Source organism: Pseudoalteromonas sp. SG44-5, from assembly GCF_014164175.1.
Lineage (GTDB): Bacteria > Pseudomonadota > Gammaproteobacteria > Enterobacterales > Alteromonadaceae > Pseudoalteromonas > Pseudoalteromonas nigrifaciens.
The window spans coordinates 196415-217698 of the sequence record NZ_JACJES010000001.1; the positions used below are offsets into that span (position 1 = coordinate 196415).

The 21284-nt window shown below is 39.7% G+C and carries 22 protein-coding genes; 19 read left to right on the forward strand and 3 right to left on the reverse strand.

Annotated features, from left to right (window positions below; all coding sequences use genetic code 11):
• Positions 1-480 precede the first annotated feature (480 nt).
• From H5079_RS01005 to H5079_RS01035, 7 genes are all read left to right on the forward strand, one after another.
• Positions 481-1251, forward strand: coding sequence for a DUF3450 domain-containing protein (locus H5079_RS01005; RefSeq protein ID WP_011327871.1), 771 nt, complete (start codon positions 481-483; stop codon positions 1249-1251).
• 6 nt (positions 1252-1257) lie between these two features.
• Positions 1258-2622, forward strand: coding sequence for a MotA/TolQ/ExbB proton channel family protein (locus H5079_RS01010; protein ID WP_011327872.1), 1365 nt, complete (start codon positions 1258-1260; stop codon positions 2620-2622).
• Positions 2622-3146, forward strand: a complete 525-nt coding sequence (locus tag H5079_RS01015) for a MotA/TolQ/ExbB proton channel family protein (RefSeq protein ID WP_011327873.1) — start codon at positions 2622-2624, stop codon at positions 3144-3146. The genes H5079_RS01010 and H5079_RS01015 overlap by 1 nt, the downstream gene beginning before the upstream one ends.
• A 14-nt stretch (positions 3147-3160) precedes the next feature.
• A complete protein-coding gene (locus H5079_RS01020) occupies positions 3161-3565 on the forward strand; it encodes a biopolymer transporter ExbD (protein ID WP_007583867.1) in 405 nt (134 codons plus the stop codon).
• Complete coding sequence (locus tag H5079_RS01025) at positions 3565-4182, forward strand: energy transducer TonB (RefSeq protein WP_011327875.1); 618 nt, start codon at positions 3565-3567, stop codon at positions 4180-4182. The genes H5079_RS01020 and H5079_RS01025 overlap by 1 nt, the downstream gene beginning before the upstream one ends.
• Before the next feature lie 11 nt (positions 4183-4193).
• Positions 4194-5453 (forward strand): lipopolysaccharide assembly protein LapB, encoded by a 1260-nt coding sequence (locus H5079_RS01030; RefSeq protein WP_011327876.1) that lies wholly within the window; start codon positions 4194-4196, stop codon positions 5451-5453.
• Positions 5454-5515: 62 nt separating this feature from the next.
• Entirely contained in the window at positions 5516-6559 is a 1044-nt protein-coding gene (locus H5079_RS01035) for a hypothetical protein (protein ID WP_011327877.1), read from the forward strand.
• Between the two features lie 35 nt (positions 6560-6594).
• Here H5079_RS01035 and H5079_RS01040 read toward each other — a convergent pair whose 3' ends face one another.
• Together H5079_RS01040 and H5079_RS01045 are read right to left on the reverse strand one after the other, a co-directional pair.
• Positions 6595-6921: a conjugal transfer protein TraR gene (locus tag H5079_RS01040; protein WP_089368028.1), complete on the reverse strand. Its 327-nt coding sequence runs from the start codon at positions 6919-6921 to the stop codon at positions 6595-6597.
• Positions 6922-6981: 60 nt separating this feature from the next.
• Positions 6982-7962 (reverse strand): tRNA-dihydrouridine synthase, encoded by a 981-nt coding sequence (locus tag H5079_RS01045; protein ID WP_182678485.1) that lies wholly within the window; start codon positions 7960-7962, stop codon positions 6982-6984.
• 217 nt (positions 7963-8179) lie between these two features.
• Between H5079_RS01045 and H5079_RS01050 the strand changes: the two genes are divergently transcribed.
• From H5079_RS01050 to adk, 12 genes are all read left to right on the forward strand, one after another.
• A complete protein-coding gene (locus H5079_RS01050) occupies positions 8180-8548 on the forward strand; it encodes a hypothetical protein (RefSeq protein ID WP_182683244.1) in 369 nt (122 codons plus the stop codon).
• Between the two features lie 123 nt (positions 8549-8671).
• Entirely contained in the window at positions 8672-9499 is an 828-nt protein-coding gene (locus tag H5079_RS01055) for a DUF692 domain-containing protein (protein WP_182683335.1), read from the forward strand.
• Positions 9500-9544: 45 nt separating this feature from the next.
• Positions 9545-10297: a DUF2063 domain-containing protein gene (locus tag H5079_RS01060; protein ID WP_011327882.1), complete on the forward strand. Its 753-nt coding sequence runs from the start codon at positions 9545-9547 to the stop codon at positions 10295-10297.
• A 72-nt stretch (positions 10298-10369) separates the two neighbouring features.
• A complete protein-coding gene (locus H5079_RS18375; protein ID WP_011327883.1) occupies positions 10370-10492 on the forward strand; it encodes a hypothetical protein in 123 nt (40 codons plus the stop codon).
• A 163-nt stretch (positions 10493-10655) separates the two neighbouring features.
• Positions 10656-11201 (forward strand): adenine phosphoribosyltransferase, encoded by a 546-nt coding sequence (gene apt / locus H5079_RS01065; RefSeq protein ID WP_011327884.1) that lies wholly within the window; start codon positions 10656-10658, stop codon positions 11199-11201.
• A gap of 3 nt (positions 11202-11204) precedes the next feature.
• The gene (gene dnaX, locus H5079_RS01070) at positions 11205-13733 is read left to right on the forward strand and encodes a DNA polymerase III subunit gamma/tau (protein ID WP_182679202.1); all 2529 of its coding nucleotides are present in this window, start codon (positions 11205-11207) and stop codon (positions 13731-13733) included.
• Positions 13734-13796: 63 nt separating this feature from the next.
• Positions 13797-14123: a YbaB/EbfC family nucleoid-associated protein gene (locus tag H5079_RS01075; protein WP_011327886.1), complete on the forward strand. Its 327-nt coding sequence runs from the start codon at positions 13797-13799 to the stop codon at positions 14121-14123.
• A gap of 6 nt (positions 14124-14129) precedes the next feature.
• Positions 14130-14738 carry a recombination mediator RecR gene (gene recR / locus H5079_RS01080; RefSeq protein ID WP_182679204.1) on the forward strand — a complete coding sequence of 203 codons (609 nt, stop codon included), beginning with the start codon at positions 14130-14132 and terminating at the stop codon, positions 14736-14738.
• Between the two features lie 973 nt (positions 14739-15711).
• Positions 15712-16881 carry an alginate export family protein gene (locus H5079_RS01085; RefSeq protein ID WP_182683245.1) on the forward strand — a complete coding sequence of 390 codons (1170 nt, stop codon included), beginning with the start codon at positions 15712-15714 and terminating at the stop codon, positions 16879-16881.
• Positions 16882-17078: 197 nt separating this feature from the next.
• A complete protein-coding gene (locus H5079_RS01090; protein ID WP_011327890.1) occupies positions 17079-17792 on the forward strand; it encodes an RluA family pseudouridine synthase in 714 nt (237 codons plus the stop codon).
• A 110-nt stretch (positions 17793-17902) separates the two neighbouring features.
• Positions 17903-19816 carry a molecular chaperone HtpG gene (gene htpG / locus H5079_RS01095; RefSeq protein ID WP_086993345.1) on the forward strand — a complete coding sequence of 638 codons (1914 nt, stop codon included), beginning with the start codon at positions 17903-17905 and terminating at the stop codon, positions 19814-19816.
• Positions 19817-19980: 164 nt separating this feature from the next.
• A complete protein-coding gene (adk, locus tag H5079_RS01100; RefSeq protein WP_011327892.1) occupies positions 19981-20625 on the forward strand; it encodes an adenylate kinase in 645 nt (214 codons plus the stop codon).
• Between the two features lie 73 nt (positions 20626-20698).
• Here the strand turns inward: adk and tpx are convergent, their stop codons facing one another.
• Positions 20699-21280, reverse strand: a complete 582-nt coding sequence (gene tpx, locus H5079_RS01105; RefSeq protein WP_011327893.1) for a thiol peroxidase — start codon at positions 21278-21280, stop codon at positions 20699-20701.
• Positions 21281-21284: the final 4 nt, after the last annotated feature.

Here is a 21284-nt window from a genome sequence, read left to right on the forward strand (position 1 = left end):
GAATTCTACCTTTATGATTAGTTTTTTATAATGTAATACACAATAGTTATTATGAAGAGGGTTGTAGATTATCTATGGTACAAATGAGTTTTCGTCTATAAAACGCTCAAAATTTGTTAAAGATAAAATAATAGAAGGTTATTTATATTTTTTTTTTAGTCTCTAAATAGTTAATATCAAATGTTATAATAATGTTTATTTTTAAGTTGTTAATTATGAATGTTGTTATTACAAAAGGGTTTCATGAAAGTATTTGCGGTAAAGTGGTTGCAATAATGTTAATGTTATCGGGTTGGTATATTAAATAACTAGTTCATATGCATATTTATTTATAGGTAATGCTAAACATCAAGTTGACATGACTTACTGCATTTAGCATTATTGAAAGGTTGATATCTATTAAAAGATATCAGGGTTGTCTTCCTCTTGTAGGTTGATAATTAAATTATAAAAGTAACATTACTTAATTGGTTGGGAACTATGTCTGTTAAAATCAGAAAGAGTCTTGTAGCAACTGCGTTGGTTGGCGCATTTGCATTTGCAAGCAGCAATGTGATTGCAGATCCTTTGAATGACGTGCAACAAGCAGGTCAGCAAATTCAAAAGGCTGCAGTTAAGTCTCAAACTAAAATTGACAATGTATATGGTCAAACTCAAGAGCTAATAGCTGAGTACCGTAGCATCGTTGATGAGACTGAACTTATGAAAGTGTACAACGATCACGTAGCACGTTTGGTTGATGACCAAAACGCGTCTATTGAATCGTTTGACCGTCAAATAGCAACTATTGATAACACTAAACAAAACGTTGTGCCTCTGATGTATCGCATGATCGATACGCTTGAGCAATTCATCAAAGCGGACGTTCCATTTAATCTTGAAACGCGCTTAGGTCGTGTTGAAAGATTACGTGAAATCATGTCTTCTTCTTCTGTAACAACGTCTGAGAAATTCCGTCAAGTACTTGAAGCTTACACAGTAGAAACATCATACAGCTCAGCTGTAAATGCTTCACAAGGTACGCTTGATGTTGATGGCCGTAGCATTAACGTTGATATCGGTCGTTTAGGTCGTATTACTTATGTTGCACAGTCATTTGACTTAAAACATGCTTGGGTTTGGGATAACAACACTAAACAGTGGAAAGAATTAGGTGAAGAATACCTAAAACCTGTTAAAGAAGTGATCCGTATGGCACGTAAGCAAGCGACACTAGAACTTGTTAAACTACCAATTTTTGGCGCGGAGTAATCAATAATGAAGAAACTATTTAAAGGTTTTGCTGTTGCAGCAGTACTAACTGTTTCTGCAGGTACCGCGCTTAATGCACACGCAAATACGAATGCATTAGATAAAATTCTTGAGCAAGTAAAGCAAGAGCGTATCTCTGAAGGTAAAATCAATAAGCAACGTGAGCAAGAGTTCTTATCAGAACGTGCTGACAAGCAATCATTACTTAATAAAGCGAAAAGCCAATTAGTTGCTGAAAAGTCACGTGGCGATCGTTTAACTAAAGAGTATGCACAAAACGAAAACACGCTAGCTGAGAAAGAGCAAGCACTACAAAATGCTCAAGGTACACTTGGTGAAATGTTTGGTGTTGTACGTCGTGCAGCTCAAGATGCTATCGGTTCTATCGAAGCGTCATTAGTAAGTGCTGAAAAGCCAGGTCGTGCTGAAGTATTACGTTCATTAGCTGCGGCTAAAGAGCTTCCTACAGTTCGTGAGTTAGAAGAGCTTTGGATTTCACTTCAAACTGAAATGACAGAGTCTGCTAAAGTTTCTACTTTTGAAACTGAAGTTGCTGGTCTTGACGGTAACCCGTCAATGAAAAAAGTAACACGTATTGGTAACTTTAACTTAGTTACAGACGACGGTTACTTAATTTATTCACCAGAAACAAAGTCGATTCAACCACTTGGTAAGCAGCCTGATAGCTACATTTTAGACGGTATTGCAGACCTTGAAAAAACATCACCTGACAACTATGCTGGTGTATATGTGGATCCAACACGTGGCGCGATTTTGCGTATTAACACTCAAAAAGCAACACTTATGGAATACTTCCATCAAGGTGGCGTAGTAGGTTACATAATTACTGCGTTGTTAGCTTTAGGTATGTTAATTACTCTAATTCGTTTTGTTGACCTTACGCTTACTACAAGCAAAATTAAGAGCCAACTTAAAAATGTTGCTACACCGAATACAAATAACCCATTGGGTCGTATTCTTAAAGTGTACCATGACAACAAGAATCAAGATGTTGAAAACCTTGAGCTTAAACTTGATGAAGCGATTCTTCGTGAAACGCCACGCATCGAAGCTGGTATCAACATTATCAAGATCCTTGCTGCAATCGCACCATTACTTGGTCTACTAGGTACAGTAATCGGTATGATATTAACGTTCCAAACAATCACATTGTTCGGTACGGGCGATCCGAAGATCATGGCTGGTAATATCTCTCTAGCACTTGTAACTACAGCGCTAGGTCTAATTGCTGCACTACCACTAATTCTACTTCACGCACTTGTAGCTGGTCGTAGTAAGTCGGTATTACACATCCTAGATGAGCAAAGCGCAGGTATCGTTGCGACTCACGCGGAGAAGGAGAAAGCCTAATGCTAGTCCTGATGGAGATATGGGAATCTATCAGGGATTTTGTTGGCACAGGCGGCCAGGTTTTATACGTGGTCGCGATAGCACTCTTTCTGATGTGGGTTTTAATGATTGAGCGCTATTGGTTCTTACTTGCAGAGTTTCCGCGTTTATCGCAAGAAATTATTGCAAAGTGGGATGCCCGCCAAGACACTACGTCTTGGTACGCACACAGAATCCGTGAAGCATGGATTTCTGAAGCGTCTGAAAAATTAGATCAGCGTATGTTGTTGATTAAAACATTAGTAGCTGTTTGTCCTTTAATAGGTTTGTTAGGTACTGTTACGGGTATGATTTCGGTTTTCGAAACCATGGCTAGTCAAGGTACTGGTAATGCACGATTAATGGCATCAGGTATTTCAATGGCAACAATCCCAACAATGGCTGGAATGGTTGCGGCACTATCTGGAGTGTTTTTTAGCTCACGTCTTGAGACAAAAGCTAAAATGGTGAAAGCCAAACTTGTAGATAACATGCCTCATCACTAGAGAGAGAATTAAATATGGCACGTAAACAACGTTTTCGTGAAGAAGAAGAAGCAGCGGTCGATATGACGCCGATGCTTGACATCGTATTTATCATGCTTATTTTCTTTATCGTAACTACATCGTTCGTTAAAGAGGCTGGTATCGAGGTCAATAAACCAAAAGCTGCCCAAGCTACTAAGCAAAAAAATGCTAACATTTTTATTGCTATACGTAGTAACGGCGAAATCTGGGTTGATAAACAACAAATTGATGTTGAACGTATTTCAGCAAAAATTGAAAGTTTATTAGCAGAGCAACCTACCGAAGTTGTGATTATACAAGCTGATAAAGAAGCTAAGCACGGCACGGTAGTTAAAGTGATGGACCAGATTAAAGCGACGGGTGATAACCTAAGAATTTCAATCGCTGGAGATCAGTAATGATTCGTTTTCTGTTTTCACTGATTGCAGGTGGGGCAGTTACTTTCGGCTTGTTCTACTTCATGGCATTCCTCATCTCTGGTGGGGCTGACCGTAATACTGAACAAAAAGAGCAGATCATAGTCGAAATAATGACGAATCCGCCTGAATCTAAGGTGCAGGAAAGAAGGCGTGTTCCGCCTCCTCCTCCTCCACCGCCTAAGCAGCCGCCTAAACCGCAGCCGCCACAGCCGGAAAATAACAACCCTAATCCTGGTGGATTGTCATTTAATATGCCAAGCATCGATGTGGGAAGCACGGCAGGTGGACTAAGTGGTCCGGGTGCATTTGGACGAGATGGTGATGCGACACCTATCGTTCGAATTGAACCAAAATATCCAACGCAAGCAGCACGTGATGGTAGAGAAGGTTGGGTTCAACTTTCGTTCACTATCGATGAGTTAGGTGGCGTGGTTGACGTTGATGTAATTGACGCTGACCCGAAACGTGTCTTTGACCGTGAAGCTAAACGTGCATTGCGCAAGTGGAAGTACCGTCCTAAAATTATTGACGGTAAACCACAAAGACAAGTTGGTTTACAAGTTCAATTAGACTTTAAACTTAACCAAGGCAACTAAGGAGGCGAGTAATGAGAAATTTATCTAAAGTAACTGCTCTTGCAATTCTTATGTCTGTGTCGGGTGCAGCTTTGACTGCACCTGTTTTAGCGGCGCCAAATTACGCAAAAATTGAAGAGCGTAAAAAAGCAAAAACTAAAATCATGGGCGAGCGTACTGGTAAAAAGGTAATTAAAGCGTTTGACTTGTATAATGAAGATGATGTTGATGGTGCACTTGCTTTACTTAAAGAGTTAGATCCGTCTAACGATTTTGACAAAGCAACTGTAAATCGTTACTTAGGTAGTATGTATGCTCAAAAAGAGCAATACAAAACAGCCATTAAGTATATGAAAGCAGCGATTGCACCAGATGTATTAAACTTTGCCGATCAAGCACAGGGTTTAAAAACCTTAGGTGATATGTATGCAGGTACTGAGCAATATAGTGCTGCAAAAAAAGCCTACGCTGATTGGATGGACTTTACAGGTGAAGAAGATCCGAAAGTTTATACTCGTATTGCGCAAGCAAGTTACGAACTTAAACAGTTTAAGGATGTTATAGAACCTGCAGATAAAGCGATTAAGCTTGAAAAAGAGCCAACAAAAGCTCCTTATCAACTTAAGCTAGCTTCATATTTTGAACAAAAGCAGTATCAAAATATGGTTCAAGTTGCAGAAGAAATCGTTCGTGTATGGCCAGATGATAAAAAATCTTGGGTAGGCTTAGGTAAGTATTACTTACAAACTGAAGACTACAAAAAAGGCCTAGCAACTATGGAAGTTGCATACAAAAACGGTTACTTTGAGAACGAAGTTGAATACAAAGTACTAGCTAACTTTTATTCTTTAAACGAAATACCTTATAAAGCAGCATTAACGCTTGAAAAAGGTGTTAAAGAAGAAAAAGTACAACGCACTAAGCAAAATATCAGTGCAATTGCTAGTAACTACCATCGTTCAAAAGATATTGAAAAAGCCGCTAAGTATTACGAAGAAGCTGCAAAATTTGATAACGATGCTGAGCTTTATCGCAAAGCCGGTTCGTTACTTTTACAATCTGAAAACTTTAGCGCTGCAGTTGTTCGTTTGAACAAAGCACTAGAGTTAGGCTCTGATAAAAAGGGCACTATTTATTCAGATTTAGCTGAAGCGTACTACTACCAAGCTAAGTATAAGCAAGCACATGCTGCAATTACTAAAGCTATGGATGACCCTCGCACGCGTAAGTTTGCAAAAGGTTGGGCTACATATATTAAAGATAAAGCCGCTCGCAACGGTGTTAAAATTTAATTTTTAATGTATATTAGCAATTTTTAAAAAGCCCCATTGGGGCTTTTTTTATTGGGATGAACATGAACAAAACGCTTATTTTTTCATTTTTACTTTGTCTATTTTTGGCCTCTTGCTCTAAGCAACCACAGCAGTACACATCGTTTGATGAAGCGCAGCACGCATTAAAATCGCTTAACTTAGCTTTATATCAGCCAAAAAATAGTAAACACGCAGGGCTGCGTGGTGAGCAATTGCCTTTTACAGATGCGTATTTAAAAAAACGCCACGCTATTTATCAAAGCTTAATGCAAATGCAACTAACCAAGCAGCAAACTGAGCAGGTTAACTATCTTGTTATTGCAGAGCGTTTTCCTGAGCGTTACTTTGCCTGGCCAGCACATACAAATGTTTTAGTTAATTTACTTAACTTAGCAAGTTCAGAGAGTGACTATCAAAATATAAGTAATTGGCTTGAATTTGTGCAGCGACAACTAGAAAGTGCGCAATTAAGCAATTTAAAGTTGAATAAAATTGAACACAATTTAATAAAAAATTATGTGCTTAGTGCACTAAGCGATAAAAACATACCCAATAGCTTATTAGCTCAACTTAATATTTTAAAAGATTATTTAGTGCAATATAGCCCCAGAGGAAGTGTCGGGCTATATGGTTTAGCTAATGGCAGTGAGTGGTATCAAAGTAAGCTAAACTATTTTAGTGGTACAGTGCACTCTCCGCTAGAGTGGCTTACTATTATAAATGAGCAGTTAAAAGAGGAAAGTACACAACCAGCCAATCAGGAGGTTAGCCAAATTTATCCACAGTCATTTTTGGTGCAATTTACTAATGGGGATAAAGAGGTACCAGGTTTAGATTGGTTGTCGGGGTTTAGAAACTTACCCGCTATAGCTGAAAACAAATCACTTTTAGCGCAGCAAAAAACGCTAATGTTAGCAATGATGGAAACTGATGTTGGATTGCATATTCATGCGTGGACCTTGCCACAGGCAAAGGTTAACTTAATAAAGCGTTTAAACATTAGCGAAATAGATGCAACAAGATTAGTTAAAAATATAGTGCTTTACCCTGGGCAGGCATTTAGCTTTGCTCAGCAATTACTTTAACTGCTCCAGCGACTTAACGTTGCTCAATGTGCGCTTTATTTAGCGCACTGTTCACAACGTTGTGTAGCTGGATCTAATTCGAGTAATGCTGTGGTTATAGGCTCTTCACAATCACAGCAATAACCGTACTGACCTATCTCAATTTGACTCACAGCAGCCTCTAAAGTGGTCATTCGTTGAATATATTCACCGTATTCGGGACCTAGTTTTTGCGCCGCCAAATCGAGCCACTCTGCATTGACTGTTTGCGTTAATAAAGATAATAAATGCTGATGAGATAGATGCGCTGATTGAGAAAGTAAGTTTAATATAGTTAATTTTACTTCCTCTATTTCATTAATTAACCTTTGCTGATGTTGCATCGTGTATAACCCCTTTATAATTAGCATTGAGCAATAGGGGTATTATCTAGGTAGATTTACTTACGCGTTATGATTTGCATCAAACTGTGGCGCTTTGGCATACTTACTTAGTACCTCTGCGACATCTTCTTTGGCCTTTAACCGGCGGATCTCGTCAAATAATGTTATTGCCTGTGGGTACTGACGCTTTAAGTAGCCTAACCACTGCTTAGTACGCGATGCAAAGTACTTTTCATCTTTAGCCGGGTCGTGATGAATAGCAGAATTTATTAAATGATAAAGAATATGCTCCCACTCGAGCCCTACATAATGTTCATTATTTATATTCGCTTTAATCTTTTTTGCTAAATCGGGATGAGATAACGCACCACGACCAAGCATTAAGTCGGTACAACCACTGCGTTTTTGGCACAACATAGCATCAGCTACTTGCCATATTTCGCCATTGGCCACAACCGCAATATCTTTATCTTTAATTAAAGGTGGGATCTTTTCCCAATAAGCAGGTGGGTTATAGCCATCACGTTTAGTGCGAGCATGAATTGCAATACTACTTGCACCAGCGCTGACAACAGCATCTACTATTTCTTGGCTGTTACTGTCATCATCAAAACCAAGACGAATTTTTGCACTCACTTGATGCTTGCTATCAACGGCGTCTCTTACCGCTTTAATTATTTCATACATGTGCTCGGGATCTTTAAGCAGTACAGCTCCGCCTTTACTTTTATTAACAGTTTTTGCAGGGCAGCCAAAATTTAGGTCTATGCCATGGGAGCCCAAACTAATTGCTTTAACTGCATTTTCTGCAAGCGCACCTGCAACTTGACCTAATAACTGAATGCGTACCGGTGTACCAGCACTAGTGAGGCCATTATTGCTAAGTTCAGGACAGTAACGATAAAAAACTTTATCAGGTAAGCAAGCATCAACAACACGCACAAACTCAGTCACACATAAGTCAAAACCACCTATATTGGTAAGAAGTTGGCGCATTTTGAAGTCAACAACACCTTCCATCGGTGCTAAAACAAGTTTCATAGAAAGATTAATTATGGCTAAATAAAGGGATGTGTAGTGTAACCGTTAATCATAAATTGATAAATCCGTAATTACCGCGCATAGTTACTTTAGCCAAAAAGTTTACAATTAATTAAACTAAAATGAAATTTTTTATTTTTATACAGGTCTACTTAAATACATACTCGTATTTTCCAATTCTTTGGTTATACAATCTTATTAAAAAGAGAGTCATATAATGAATACAATCAAAAAAAGTTCAATCGCGTTAACACTAGGTGCAGTTGTTGTTGGCTCTGCAAGCTTTGTATCTGTGGATGTGCAAGCCAATCCTTTTGAGTTTCAACAAATGGTTACCGGCTATCAAATAGATGCTACCGAAGGTAAGTGTGGCGGCGAAGCAAAAGCTAAAAAAGAAGGCAAATGTGGCGAAGCTAAATGCGGCGCAGATGCAAAAGCTAAAAAAGAAGGCAAATGTGGCGAAGCTAAATGTGGCGCAGATGCAAAAGCTAAAAAAGAAGGCAAATGTGGCGAAGCTAAAAGTGGCGTAGATGCAAAAGCCAAAAAAGAAGGCAAGTGCGGTGAAGGTAAGTGTGGCGGTCATTAAAATTTATTAAAGTAGAATAACTTTACTTCAGGTTAAATACTTTAATACCATATAGAATAAAGGGCCGGTTGGCCCTTTTTGTTGGGAGTGGTTATGACACAAATTATAAATACTGACTTAGGTATGGTTGGTTTAGGCTTACGCAGAGAAATGCTCGACGAGTTACTAATGCATGTACCTAAACAAGTCGATTTTATGGAAGTTGCTCCAGAAAATTGGCTGAAATTAGGTGGGCGTTTTAAAAAACAATTTAAAGCATTAACCAGTGCTAATAGTTTTGCTTGTCATGGCTTATCGCTCTCAATTGGCTCAACTGCGCCAATTGATATTGAATTTGTAAAATCACTAAAAAAGTTTTTTGATGAACATGATGTAAAAATTTACAGCGAGCACTTAAGTTACTGCTCTGGCACTGGGCATATGTACGATTTAATGCCTATTCCGTTTACTTTAGAAGCGATTGCTCATGTAGTGCCGCGTATCGAACAAGTACAAGATATATTAGGGCGCCAAATTGCTATAGAAAATGTGTCTTATTACGCAGCCCCAGGACAGAAAATGTCAGAGCTGGCGTTTACTAATGCTATTTTAGAGCAAGCTGATTGTAAGCTGTTACTCGATGTGAATAATATTTATGTGAACTCAGTAAACCATGGTTATGACGCCGAAGCCTTTTTAACCGGATTACCTACACAGCGCATTGCTTACGGCCATGTAGCTGGGCATTACAATGAAGCAGATGATCTAATTGTAGATACTCATGGTGCAGATGTAATTGACCCAGTTTGGCAGTTACTCGATAAAGCGTACCAAACTCACGGTGTATTTTCGACGCTGCTCGAGCGAGATTTTAATATACCGACCATTAATGTATTAACCAAAGAGCTAGATATTATTCATAACCTGCAAGCAAAATACCTTGATAAATCATTAATCAAACAGCGAGCTTAATAAGCATGTCTGAACCTAGAGTGCCTGCAAAAGGAGTATTTAGTTATGAGCTTTATTGAAATACAAAACGAATTTATGGCGCATATTCGCAAACCCAGCCAAAATAAAAAGCCGCAAGGGATTGAAGATAGACGCATGGCGATTTACCGCGATTTATTTTTTAATAATATTGTTGGGTTTATTTCGTCGGGTTTTCCGGTGTTAAAAACCTTATACAGCGATAAACAATGGCAAATGCTTATTCGCCGATTTTTTAGTGAATATGATTGTCACTCACCGTATTTTTTAGATATAGCAGGGGAGTTCATTAATTATTTATCAAGTAATTATGAGATGCAAAAATATGATCCGCCATTTATGCTCGAGCTTGCCCATTATGAATGGATTGAATTAGATGTAGCTATTACACAGCAGGCTGAAAATGAGCAACTCATAGCGTCTGATCAGGTTGCTTCTGCGCGTTTGTACTTATCAAGTACTGCACGTAATTTAAGTTACCAATTTGCGGTGCAAACAATAAGTACGCAGTTTCAGCCGCAACAACCATCAGCACAGCCAAATTATTTTGTTGTATATCGCGATGGCGATGATGAAGTTCAATTTTTAACAACTAATGCTATGACAGCCTTGTTATTATCGATTATAAGTGAGCATGATGGTTTGATACTCGATACTATTTGCGAGCAAGTAACCCGCCATGCTGTGCAGTTTAGCGCTGCACAAATTGCCCAAGGCGCACTTGTTACTTTACGTGCCATGGCTGAGCTTGGGATTATAGTGACAAAAAATCAAGCTTAAGCTCTTTATAGATTATTTTACATCGTTTATTATGACGCCCTTATGTGTCGTGCTTAATAAAAGGTTGTAAAAATGTCAGATGATAAAGAATTTAAAGATCCGTTCAATGCAGCGTACTTTTTTGGCTTCGTAGCTATATTTGTAGGTATTGGTTGCTTAAATGCAATTGTTGGCTGGTTTGCTGTGTTATCTTAATTATTTATCTCAAGGCTGTTGTTACCAACAGCCTTATTCATAAAACTTCCCCTCGCCTGAAACGGTTAAAACACCTTTTATAATAACGTCAAACTCGCAATCAAAGGTCACTTAAGGTTATAATCAGCTGCTTTGTAATATAAACCATTGAGCAGTTAAAATTATGACTCAAGTAACACCAGCAATTATCAAAAACAGCATAACTACTATTGCTGATTACCCTAAAGCGGGCATTATGTTTCGCGATGTAACGACACTAATGGCAAACCCAGATGCATTTAAAGCGACTATCGATGCTTTTATTGCTGCATATAAAGATCAGGGCTTTACCAAAATTATTGGTACTGAATCACGAGGTTTTATTTTTGGTGCACCCTTGTCTTATGCTTTGGGTATTCCATTTATTCCAGTGCGTAAGCCTGGCAAACTGCCGCGTGAAGTTGTTCGTCAAGACTACCTACTTGAATATGGCGAAGACACATTAGAACTGCATGTAGATGCTATCGTTCCAGGTGACAAAGTATTGCTTGTGGATGACTTACTAGCAACCGGTGGTACTATTGAAGCAACCATTAAATTAGTGCAAAAATTAGGTGGCGAAGCCACTGATGCAGCATTTGTTGTTTCATTACCAGAGCTTGGTGGTGAAAAGCGTATCGCAAAAATGGGTATTAAAATCCTAAAATTGGTTGAATTCGAAGGCGAGTAATCGATGAGTTATCAGGTTCTAGCGAGAAAATGGCGTCCACAAACCTTTCATGAATTGGTTGGACAGTCTCATGTTAAACAAGCGCTGGTTAATGCGCTAACGCAAAATAGACTGCACCACGCTTATTTATTCACTGGAACCCGAGGTGTGGGTAAAACCACAATAGCGCGTATTTTTGCTAAAAGCTTAAATTGTGATGAAGGCATTTCGGCAAATCCGTGTGGTCAATGTAGTAGCTGTAAAGATATAGAAGCAGGACGTTACATTGACCTACTCGAAATAGATGCAGCTTCGCGCACTAAAGTAGAAGATACTCGCGAAATACTCGATAACGTACAATACGCGCCTACACGGGGCCGTTATAAAGTATACCTAATCGATGAAGTTCACATGCTTTCTAAGCACAGCTTTAATGCGTTACTAAAAACGTTGGAAGAGCCGCCTGAGCACGTGAAATTTTTACTTGCGACTACCGATCCACAAAAGCTACCTGTCACTATATTATCTCGCTGCTTACAATTTAACTTAAATGCGTTATCGCAAAGTGAAATAAAAACTCAGCTTGAACACGTACTGACGCATGAAAAACTGAACTTTGACGACGATGCTTTGCGTATTATTGCCAAAGCCGCAGACGGTAGTATGCGAGATGCACTTAGCTTAACCGATCAAGCTATAGCGCAAACTAATGGTGATATTAACAACCAAGCTGTACAAACTATGCTTGGTTTAATGGACACCCATTATAGCCAAAGTTTACTAGCCGCGTTACTTGCCCAAGATGGCGCAGCGCTAATGAAAGAAGTAGCTAATGTTGCTAGCAGAAATCCTAATTATGTGGCCTTACTAGATGATTTAATTGCATTAACGCATTTGACACAGTTAAGCCAATTAGTGCCTGAAGCTGCCGCCCTTGATGAAACAAATGCCGATTACATCACGCATGTTGCTCAAAATACAAATCCACAGCAAATTCAAATTTACTATCAGCTACTGTTAAACGGTAAAAAAGATCTACAATGGGCGCCAGAGCCTCGTTTAGGCTTTGAAATGATTATGCTGAGGCTGTTAGCGTTTCAACCAATTGATACACAAAGTCAGCAACCAGTAGCTGTAAATACACAGCCGGTGCAAAGTAATACGACAAAGGCTAGTGCCTTACGTGATATTTTAAATAAAAGTAAACCGCTACCAAGCACAGCTCAAAATAATGATACAACGCAACCACAAATTATTGAGCCAAAACCAGCTGAGGTCGCTAAGCTATCAGAGCCGCAAAACGTAGCGCCCGATCCACTTAATAATAACTCTAGTACAACGCAGCAGGTTTCAACTACGGTACCAGCAGTTGAGCAAGCAGTAGAGCCAACAATTGTGTCGGCTGTGCCAAATGAAGCGGCGAGTGAGCAATTAGTAACTCAGCAACATCAGCATACAAATGACGTTACTGACGAGCAAGCCCAGCGTCAAAGCGAAGATGAAGCCTACTTACAGCAAAGTAATTTAGAGCACTCATTAGCTGCACAGTTTGATGATGTTATTAGTAGTGCGGTTGATCAAGGGTTTAACCCTGCAACAAATACGGCAGCGCAAGCTCAGCAAAGCCAAGCCACCTCAATTAGCGAACAAGAAGCGCGAGCGCAATCTGCTATTGCACGTATTTTAAGAGATAGAAATATATCGGGTGCGGGTAAGCTCTCAAATGCAAAAGAGACGGAGCAGCAAAATACAGCAAATTTAAGCTCTGCTAACACTCGCCCGAGTCGTTTTACAGCTAATAGCAGTAACAGCAATGAGCAAAATGTTACAACAAATAGCGATGCAATTAATCACAGTAGAGCTAACAATAATGCGCAGCAAACACACGCAGATAATCCGCCGCCGTGGCCTAATGATTTCGCAGGTGAGAGCGAAAAAAAGCCACAGCTCCCACTAGCGGGGAGCCAAAACAAGGCAGCAAGCCAAGCTCAGTTTGAGTCAAAGCCTGAGCGAAAAATAGACTTTAAAGCAAAGCACCAAACAATTACCGAAAATTTAGCCCCTGAGTTACTTGAGCAAATTAACCCGCAAAAAGTACCCGAAGTTGTTGTAGCGCAGCCTAGCATTCCAGCGCCTGATGATTTTCAGAGCCCAATAAGCGAAATTCGCTTTGCGCATCAGCAAGACGAGTGGGCATATTTAATTAAACGCATGGGATTAGGCGGGCGTATGCGCCAGTTTGCGTTGCACTCTATTTTTACTAAGCAAGGCAATAATTTGCATATAGATGTTGATGAATCACAAAAACATTTAGATACGCCCATGCTACGCCAAAGACTTGATGCGGCGTTATCCAGTATTTATGAGCACAATGTAACACTGAGTATTAATTTTGCTAAAGGGGTGATTGATTCGCCTTACTTAATTCAGCAAAAAATTGATGCAGGTCGTCATCAGCAAGCAATAGATGTGATCACCTCAGACGATAATATAGTACAATTTCAGCAGCTATTTAGCGCCGAAATTGACGAAAACAGCATTCAGGCATTGTAATTTATTACAACAGCCCTTATTTAGTAACCTAGTTAATGTATTAAAAAAGAAAGAGAGAAAGTTATGTTTAAAGGTGGAATGGGTAACATGATGAAGCAGGCGCAGCAAATGCAAGATCGCATGCAAAAAGCCCAAGACGAAATTGCAACATTAGAAGTTGTAGGCGAAGCCGGTGCCGGTTTAGTTAAAGTAACTATGCTAGGTAATCACAACGTTCGTCGCGTAGAGCTTGATGAGAGCTTAATGCAAGACGACAAAGACATGATTGAAGACTTACTTGCAGCTGCATGTAACGATGCTGTACGCCGTGTAGCAGACGAAACACAAGAGCGTATGGGTAAAGTAACTGGCGGTATGCAATTACCACCAGGTATGAAAATGCCGTTTTAAGCCTATATGCAACTTTCAGCTAGTTTAACTCAGCTTATAGAAGCATTGCGTTGTCAGCCGGGCATTGGCCCTAAGTCAGCGCAACGAATTGCTTTTCACTTGCTAGAGCGCGACCGTAAAGGGGGCACTCAACTTGGCAATGCACTGACAAAAGCTATGACGGCGGTTGGTCATTGTGAGTCATGTCGCACTTTTTGCGAGCAGTCGCAGTGCGACATTTGTTTAAGTACTAAACGCCAAGACAGCGGCATATTATGTGTTGTTGAATCGCCAAGCGACGTACTTGCTATAGAGCAAACTGGTCAATATTTAGGGTTGTACTTTGTATTAATGGGGCATTTATCGCCTATTGATGGTATTGGCCCTAAAGAAATTGGCCTAGATGTTTTAGAGACAAAGCTGGCTCAAAGCGGTATAAATGAGGTGATTTTAGCAACCAACCCTACGGTTGAAGGCGAAACCACCGCACATTATATTGCCCAGCTTTGTCATAAATACAAAGTAGGTGCCTCGCGTATTGCCCATGGCATACCGGTAGGTGGTGAGCTTGACTTAGTCGACGGGACAACGTTAATGCATGCCTTTAGTGGCAGACGAGCGGTAACACAAGACTGAACTAGCACGGCTATTTGAATAACTAAATCAGCCCACATAACTTATGTTGTGTGGGCTGATTAATTTTCGCTTTAATTAATAGCATTATAACCGCGTAAGACGCTTAGGATAAATTCTGGTTAAGAGATTTACTCACGTATTGAATCATAGTTATATTTAAGTTTATTATCCGGAGCTCAAGTTACATAGGCTGACTAAGCAACCGCTGAGATTGGATTATAACTAGAGTGACGAACTATACGTTTAATAACTCTCTCTGTTAATAGCAGTGTATCGGTTAACGCGTAATGGTGACGACTTTTCACTTTGGCAATCTGCAAACCTTTAGCAGCAATCATTGCCTCATTAATCTTAGTAAACCCATCAGATTTACCCTGTATATCGCTTGTACGATATACATCGTAACCAAGTAAACTTGTTCCTGCTGCAATACGATCTGCATTTTTATCGATTACTTAACGAGAAAACCCTGTGATCTTTAGTCGCTGGGTAGTTCACTCCATATCCATATCCATATGCGCTGCTCGCATTAGCCGTGGCTGAAACTAACGCCACAACGATTGCTGCACTTAATAAGCTATCGTTTTTATCATTTTATACCTTAAGGCTCTATTAGGAGTGCTCAGTGTTTAATGCTTTATTGGTAGGTGCATCTGGGATGTCATTCGCTTTTACTAGCTGAAAACCTCGAGTAATTTACTGTTTGAGTAAGAACTATACGCACAATGGCATTACGTTCTCGTGAGTAGAGTGTAACAGGCTATTTTTTATAATATTGATCTTTTTAATAATCACTTATAATTTCAGCTGTGTTTGCAAAAAAATTAGTGTAAACAACACCGATACCGTAAATAGCTTGGCTGGAATAAATTAATATCCGTTTAGCTACACAATAAAGATAACCAATTATTGTGGTTCTTTAGGTTTAACTGATGAGCTAGCTTAGCTAGTCGTCGCGTGCGGAGAAAGTTAAATGACTCGATATGGTTTGTCTTTACTATTACTTTTACTTAGTAGTTGTGTTTTGGCTGAGGTTGCCGTTGAAGGACGTATTAAGTTTCAACACATTGAAAATAATGAGCTCTCCGATACTGATTTATCAACCAACTTCGCTCGACTGCTACTTAAGGCAGATCTGCCACTTAGTAATAATAGCTTATTTTATCTCGAAACGATTGCTGCGTATGATTCCTCTTTTGCACAAGGAAAATATTCATTTGAGCATAATGAATTTGATCTGCATCAAGGCTATCTGAGTGTTACAAGCCCTAATCATGCTATTAAATTAGGTCGACAAGTTTGGTCAGTTGCAGACCAAAGGTTGTTAGGTAAGCGCGAAGGTACCAACGTAAGAAGACGCTTCGATGGCGTGATGTATCAAAATAACGTCCTTAACCAGCTGCAAATTAATGCATACCATGGCTATGCTGTGGCTAGCAAAACAGGCGTGTTTGATGATAAACATTTATCTTCTGAAAGAATAACAGGTGTGTACTTTAGCACAGCTGAATTACTGCTGCACAGCATGTGGTACCGCGATACCACGGCAGAAAATAACGAAAGCAGACACACTATTGAAGCCCAATATCGTAAAAAATTAGGCCGTTTTAGTAGCACTTTTCACGTGGCTCATCAAACCGGCATAGTAAAGAGTGAGCATACTAAAGCATGGTTTGCACAGTTTTCTGGGCTGTATTCTTTCGCAAACTTAAAGTTTGGCCCTACTTTAAGTTATGCAACGGGCGGTGAGGCAGGGCATGAAGATGGATATTTTCGATCTTTATATGCAAAAGCGCCGTATTATTCTGAGGCAGGTATATTTTCTACCACAAATATCAAACATATAGGCGCAAAATTGCAAGCTCAACTTACTGATAAATTTGATATTAGTTTGGATATGCGTCGATTATTTAGAGTGAACGAACAGGGCGATATTTTTGGTCCTGGCAGGAGTCTATTTATTGCTAATGAGCAATTAAAAGGCGCTAAAATTGCCGATACTTATAGCTTAACAACACAGTATTTGTATACAAAAAAAATCTCTTTTGAACTGGTTACCAGCTATATAAATATGAGTAACAGAGCGAATTTAGAAAAAGATCAAAGCTTTTTTGTTGAAGCGATGCTGCATTTTGCCTATTAAGTCACACTGATTAACCAATTCATGGGTTATTTTACAGCGACAAATGTTACTATCTGCTTTTAATAAATGGCCCTGTATCAATTGTTATCCCTAGCAGAGCAGCTAATCAGCGCTCAGCTTTACCGGTGTAATTTACTCACTTTACTTTGAACCAGACACATGCCGCCTAGGTGGCGCTATGTGTTATTAGGAAGACTATGTCTGAATTTCATCACTTAACCCCCTGCGCTATTGATAACTTTGTCGCGCCGCAGTGTGATCAGAGCGTGCAGATTGTTTATCACGATGAAGACATTTTACTGATCAACAAACCCAGTGGTTTGTTGAGTTTGTCGGGTAAAAATCCGCTCAATTGGGATTCTGTGCATTATCGTTTGGTAAATGGGCAAACAGGTATTACGGCTGCGTACCCTGAGGCTAAGTTACCGCATAGGTTAGACTTAGGTACATCAGGCATTATGATTGTGGGATTAAACGCGGCGGCTTCTAAGCACCTAAATAAACAGTTTCAGGCGCGTACAATTAAAAAGCGCTATGTAGCCATGTTACACGGGTGGTTAATTGACGACGAAGGGCAAATTAGTGCGTCGATAGCAAAAGATAAACTGCTTTTTCCGCGGGTTAAAATCTGCGAAACCACAGGTAAAACAGCCGTAAGTGAATATAAAGTGCTGCAGCGCCTAACGCAACCACAGCGAACCTTAGTGCAATTTACACCCATTACAGGGCGTACGCACCAATTGCGTATTCACAGCCAGTTTATAGGGCATCCTATTTTAGGGTGCGATTTATATAACAATGCACAAAGCGAGCATATGGCAGCGCGCTTACAGCTTCATGCAAGTGATTTGTATTTTCAGCACCCGGTAAGCAATGAACAAATTCATATGCAATGCGCTGGTACGTTTTAGTTTTAAGACAATATTGGTTAGGACTTTTTTTATTTTTTCCCTTGAAGTTCTAGCAGCTCCCCCCATATTAAGTGCATAACGCAGACACTTTGCAAATTGGAGATATATAAATGACTGCAGCACAAAAAGAAACATTAGGCTTTCAAACAGAAGTAAAACAATTATTAAACTTAATGATTCATTCTCTTTATTCTAATAAAGAAATATTTTTACGTGAACTTGTGTCAAATGCCTCAGATGCAGCAGACAAGTTACGCTTTTTAGCATTATCACAAGGTGATCTGTACCAAGGCGACGCTGACTTACGTGTGCGTATTAGCGCTGACAAAGAAGCTAACACCATTACTATTTCTGATAATGGTATTGGTATGACCCGCGATGAAGTAATAAGCTCTTTAGGGACGATTGCAAAATCGGGTACTGCTGAGTTTTTCAAAAACTTAACTGGCGATCAAAGTAAAGACTCGCAGTTAATTGGTCAGTTTGGTGTTGGTTTTTACTCAGCATTTATCGTGGCAGACTTGGTAACGGTTCGCACCCGTAAAGCTGGCGAAACAACTGCTTACGAGTGGGAGTCTCAAGGCGAAGGCGAGTACACGCTGCAAGAAATTGAAAAAGAAGGCCGTGGTACCGACATTATTCTACATCTTCGCGAAGAAGAAAAAGAGTTTGCTGATGAGTGGCGCCTGCGCAGCATAGTGACTAAATACTCGGATCATATTTCGACCCCAGTACAAATGTACAAAGCAGAAGTGCCAGAGTCTGAAGGGGAAGATGGCGAAAAAATCCCAGCAGTACCAGGTGAGTGGGAAAGTATTAACCGCGCTACTGCACTGTGGACTCGTGATAAGTCAGAGCTTTCAGATGACGAATACAAAGAGTTTTACAAGCACGTAAGCCACGATTGGGAAGATCCACTAAGTTGGGCGCATAACAAGGTAGAAGGTAAAACTGAATACACTAGTTTGTTATACATCCCTAAAAAAGCGCCATTCGACTTATGGAATCGTGATCGCCAAAGTGGTTTAAAACTGTACGTACAACGCGTGTTTATTATGGATGACGCTGAACAATTCATGCCAAGTTATTTACGTTTTGTAAAAGGCTTATTAGATTCAAACGATTTACCACTTAACGTATCTCGCGAAATTCTACAAGACAACAAAGTAACGCAAGCTATTCGTAAAGGGTGTACATCGCGTATTATTAAAATGCTTGAGCGTATGGCTAAAAACAAAGCGGACGATTACCAAGTATTTTGGAATGAATTTGGTCAAGTGATCAAAGAAGGCCCTGCAGAGGATGCAGCTAATAAAGAAGCAATTTGTAAACTATTACGTTTCTCTTCTACGCATACCGATTCAGCAACGCAAGATGTATCGCTTGAGCAATACGTTGAGCGCATGAATGAAGGCCAAGAAAAAATATACTACGTAGTGGCTGATACGTTTACTGCTGCGAAAAACTCTCCGCATTTAGAGATTTTCCGTAAAAAAGGCATTGAAGTATTACTGCTAAGTGACCGTGTAGATGAGTGGATGATGAGCCACTTAACAGAATTTGCTGATAAGCAACTACAATCAATCACCCGTGGTGATTTAGACTTAGGTAAGCTTGACGACGAAGAGACTAAAAAAGCGCAAGAAGAGTCTGAAAAAGAAGTTGCCGGTTTAGTAGAGCGTATTAAAACTGCGTTAGGTGATGAAGTTAAAGAAGTGCGTTTTACGCATCGTTTAACCGACTCTCCAGCATGTGTTGTTAGCGATGACAACGACATGAGCTCACAAATGCAAAAGCTAATGGAATCGGTTGGTCAAGCCGCTCCTGAAGCAAAACCTGTGTTTGAGCTAAACCCAGAACATCAACTTGTTAAGCATTTAAATGATGAGCAAGACGAAGATAAGTTTGCACAGTGGTCGCATGTATTACTTGACCAAGCGTTACTTGCAGAGCGTGGCACACTTAAAGACCCTACAGGGTTTGTAACTCGCTTAAATAAACTTATGCTTGAATTAAGCAAATAAGTTTAAAAAATTAAAGATTAAGTTAAAAGGGAACCTAAGTTCCCTTTTTTATACGCTATAAGCCCGCTAATGACTTATCAATTAGTATAAGTTGCTTGAGTATCGGCGGCGCTTATGGAAGAATTCAGGCTTCAAAAAACAAACTATTACTAAGGGACAATGATATGCGCATTATTCTTTTGGGCGCGCCGGGTGCAGGTAAAGGCACTCAAGCTCAGTACTTGATGGATAAATACGGTATTCCACAAATTTCGACTGGTGATATGTTACGTGCAGCAATTAAAGAAGGCACTCCACTGGGTCTTGAAGCAAAAAAAGTAATGGATGCAGGCCAGTTAATTTCTGACGATATTATCATTGGTTTAGTAAAAGAGCGTATTACTAAAGCTGATTGCGAAAATGGTTTTTTATTAGACGGTTTCCCGCGCACCATTCCACAAGCAGATGCGATGAAAGAAAATGGCGTAGTGGTTGATCACGTTATTGAATTTGATGTTGCTGATGAAGTGATTGTTGAGCGTATGGGTGGACGTCGTGTTCATCCAGGTTCTGGTCGTGTTTATCACGTTGTTTATAATCCACCAAAAGTGGCAGATAAAGACAACGAAACAGGTGAAGAGCTTATTATTCGTGCAGACGATACTGAAGAAACAGTACGTAAACGCTTAGGTATTTACCATGAGCAAACTATGCCATTGGTTGATTACTACCAAGCAGAAGCTGCTGCGGGTAACACCCAGTATCATAAGCTAGATGGTACACAAGCTGTTGATGCTATTAGCAAACAGTTAGGTGAGCTATTAGGCTAATTTACAGTCCTCTATTAAATAAAAACCGCTAATGTAAAATTTAGCGGTTTTTTTGTGCAGAGTTTAGGTTAATTTAAAGTGCCTTTAGTTTTTCAATCACGCTGGCATATTCTGGTTCAGTTGCAAGGTTACTCACTAATTGCTTATAAACCACGTTATGGTTTTTATCTAAAATAAGTACAGCGCGTGTTAGTAGCCCCATATCTTTAATTATAAATCCATACTTCTGACCAAAGTCGTGCCATACCGAATCAGAAAGCACAATTACCTTATCTATGTTCTCAGCTTTGCAAAAACGTTTTTGCGCAAAAGGTAAATCGCTACTAATGGTCAACATGGTTATGTTTGGAAATTGTTGTGCTACTTTTTCGTTAAAGTGTTTAGTTTGTAGGCTGCAAATACCGGTATCTAAACTAGGTACTACGCTAATCAAAACGGCTTGGCCTTTATACGCACTCAATGTAACAGGGGTAAAGTTAGCGTCGACCACTTTAAACTCTGGTGCGCTATCGCCTACAGCAACTCCCTTACCTAATAAAGTAACAGGTTTACCTTGTGCGGATACTTTGCCAGCATCAAGCGTGTTTTCGGTATAATCGGCAGCAAAAGCCACAGAACTAAATGCACTTAATGCAAAAATTAACGAGCGAAACATAGGG

Bases quoted from the DNA above. Each gene is read 5' to 3' on its own strand.
- H5079_RS01085 (WP_182683245.1), top strand. From the start codon at position 15,712: ATGACTCGATATGGTTTGTCTTTACTATTACTTTTACTTAGTAGTTGT.
- dnaX (WP_182679202.1), top strand. From the start codon at position 11,205: ATGAGTTATCAGGTTCTAGCGAGAAAATGGCGTCCACAAACCTTTCAT.
- H5079_RS01075 (WP_011327886.1), top strand. From the start codon at position 13,797: ATGTTTAAAGGTGGAATGGGTAACATGATGAAGCAGGCGCAGCAAATG.
- H5079_RS01050 (WP_182683244.1), top strand. From the start codon at position 8,180: ATGAATACAATCAAAAAAAGTTCAATCGCGTTAACACTAGGTGCAGTT.
- H5079_RS01045 (WP_182678485.1), bottom strand. From the start codon at position 7,962: ATGAAACTTGTTTTAGCACCGATGGAAGGTGTTGTTGACTTCAAAATG.
- recR (WP_182679204.1), top strand. From the start codon at position 14,130: ATGCAACTTTCAGCTAGTTTAACTCAGCTTATAGAAGCATTGCGTTGT.
- H5079_RS01025 (WP_011327875.1), top strand. From the start codon at position 3,565: ATGATTCGTTTTCTGTTTTCACTGATTGCAGGTGGGGCAGTTACTTTC.
- H5079_RS01020 (WP_007583867.1), top strand. From the start codon at position 3,161: ATGGCACGTAAACAACGTTTTCGTGAAGAAGAAGAAGCAGCGGTCGAT.
- H5079_RS01005 (WP_011327871.1), top strand. From the start codon at position 481: ATGTCTGTTAAAATCAGAAAGAGTCTTGTAGCAACTGCGTTGGTTGGC.
- H5079_RS01010 (WP_011327872.1), top strand. From the start codon at position 1,258: ATGAAGAAACTATTTAAAGGTTTTGCTGTTGCAGCAGTACTAACTGTT.
- H5079_RS01030 (WP_011327876.1), top strand. From the start codon at position 4,194: ATGAGAAATTTATCTAAAGTAACTGCTCTTGCAATTCTTATGTCTGTG.
- H5079_RS01040 (WP_089368028.1), bottom strand. From the start codon at position 6,921: ATGCAACATCAGCAAAGGTTAATTAATGAAATAGAGGAAGTAAAATTA.
- H5079_RS01035 (WP_011327877.1), top strand. From the start codon at position 5,516: ATGAACAAAACGCTTATTTTTTCATTTTTACTTTGTCTATTTTTGGCC.
- apt (WP_011327884.1), top strand. From the start codon at position 10,656: ATGACTCAAGTAACACCAGCAATTATCAAAAACAGCATAACTACTATT.
- H5079_RS01060 (WP_011327882.1), top strand. From the start codon at position 9,545: ATGAGCTTTATTGAAATACAAAACGAATTTATGGCGCATATTCGCAAA.
- H5079_RS01090 (WP_011327890.1), top strand. From the start codon at position 17,079: ATGTCTGAATTTCATCACTTAACCCCCTGCGCTATTGATAACTTTGTC.
- adk (WP_011327892.1), top strand. From the start codon at position 19,981: ATGCGCATTATTCTTTTGGGCGCGCCGGGTGCAGGTAAAGGCACTCAA.
- htpG (WP_086993345.1), top strand. From the start codon at position 17,903: ATGACTGCAGCACAAAAAGAAACATTAGGCTTTCAAACAGAAGTAAAA.
- H5079_RS01055 (WP_182683335.1), top strand. From the start codon at position 8,672: ATGGTTGGTTTAGGCTTACGCAGAGAAATGCTCGACGAGTTACTAATG.
- H5079_RS01015 (WP_011327873.1), top strand. From the start codon at position 2,622: ATGCTAGTCCTGATGGAGATATGGGAATCTATCAGGGATTTTGTTGGC.
- H5079_RS18375 (WP_011327883.1), top strand. From the start codon at position 10,370: ATGTCAGATGATAAAGAATTTAAAGATCCGTTCAATGCAGCGTACTTT.
- tpx (WP_011327893.1), bottom strand. From the start codon at position 21,280: ATGTTTCGCTCGTTAATTTTTGCATTAAGTGCATTTAGTTCTGTGGCT.